Source organism: Yinghuangia seranimata, from assembly GCF_029953285.1.
GTDB lineage: Bacteria > Actinomycetota > Actinomycetes > Streptomycetales > Streptomycetaceae > Yinghuangia > Yinghuangia seranimata.
In genome coordinates this window covers 1-500 of record NZ_JASAOI010000114.1, presented here as the reverse complement: position 1 = coordinate 500, position 500 = coordinate 1, and the positions used below count along the sequence as shown (strand labels likewise).

The window sequence follows — 500 nt, the reverse complement described above, 5'->3', positions numbered from 1 at the left end:
CCACATGTCGGCCCCCGAGGTCGCGATGGGCTACGTCGCCGCGAAGACCGAGCGCATCCACCTGGGCACCGGCATCAACTCGCTGTCGCCCCGCAAGGAGCACCCGGTCCGCTTCGCCGAGCGCGCCGCGATGCTCGACCACATCACCGAGGGCCGCTTCGAGTGGGGCACCGGCCGTGGCGCCGGCTCGCACGAGGTCGCGTCGTTCAACATCATGGACACCAACTCGACCAAGGCCGAGTGGGACGAGGTCTCCCGCGAGATCGTCCGGATGTGGGAGCAGTACGACTACTCCTTCCACGGCGAGCACTTCACGGTGCCGACCCCGCACAACATCCTGCCGAAGCCGTACGGCCACTCGCACCCGCCGATCTGGATGGCGTGCGGCAACCCCGGCTCGTTCGCCAAGGCCGGCTCGCTCGGCATCGGCGCGATCGCGTTCAACTTCGAGCCGATCTACAACCTGAAGGGCCGCATCGAGGCCTACAAGGAAGCCGCCG

The 500-nt window shown here is 68.2% G+C and carries 1 protein-coding gene; it reads left to right on the top strand.

All coding sequences use genetic code 11. The features are described 5' to 3' along the window. Nucleotides 1-500: LLM class flavin-dependent oxidoreductase (locus QI554_RS43330; protein WP_281478982.1), on the top strand; the 500-nt coding region annotated here is incomplete at both ends.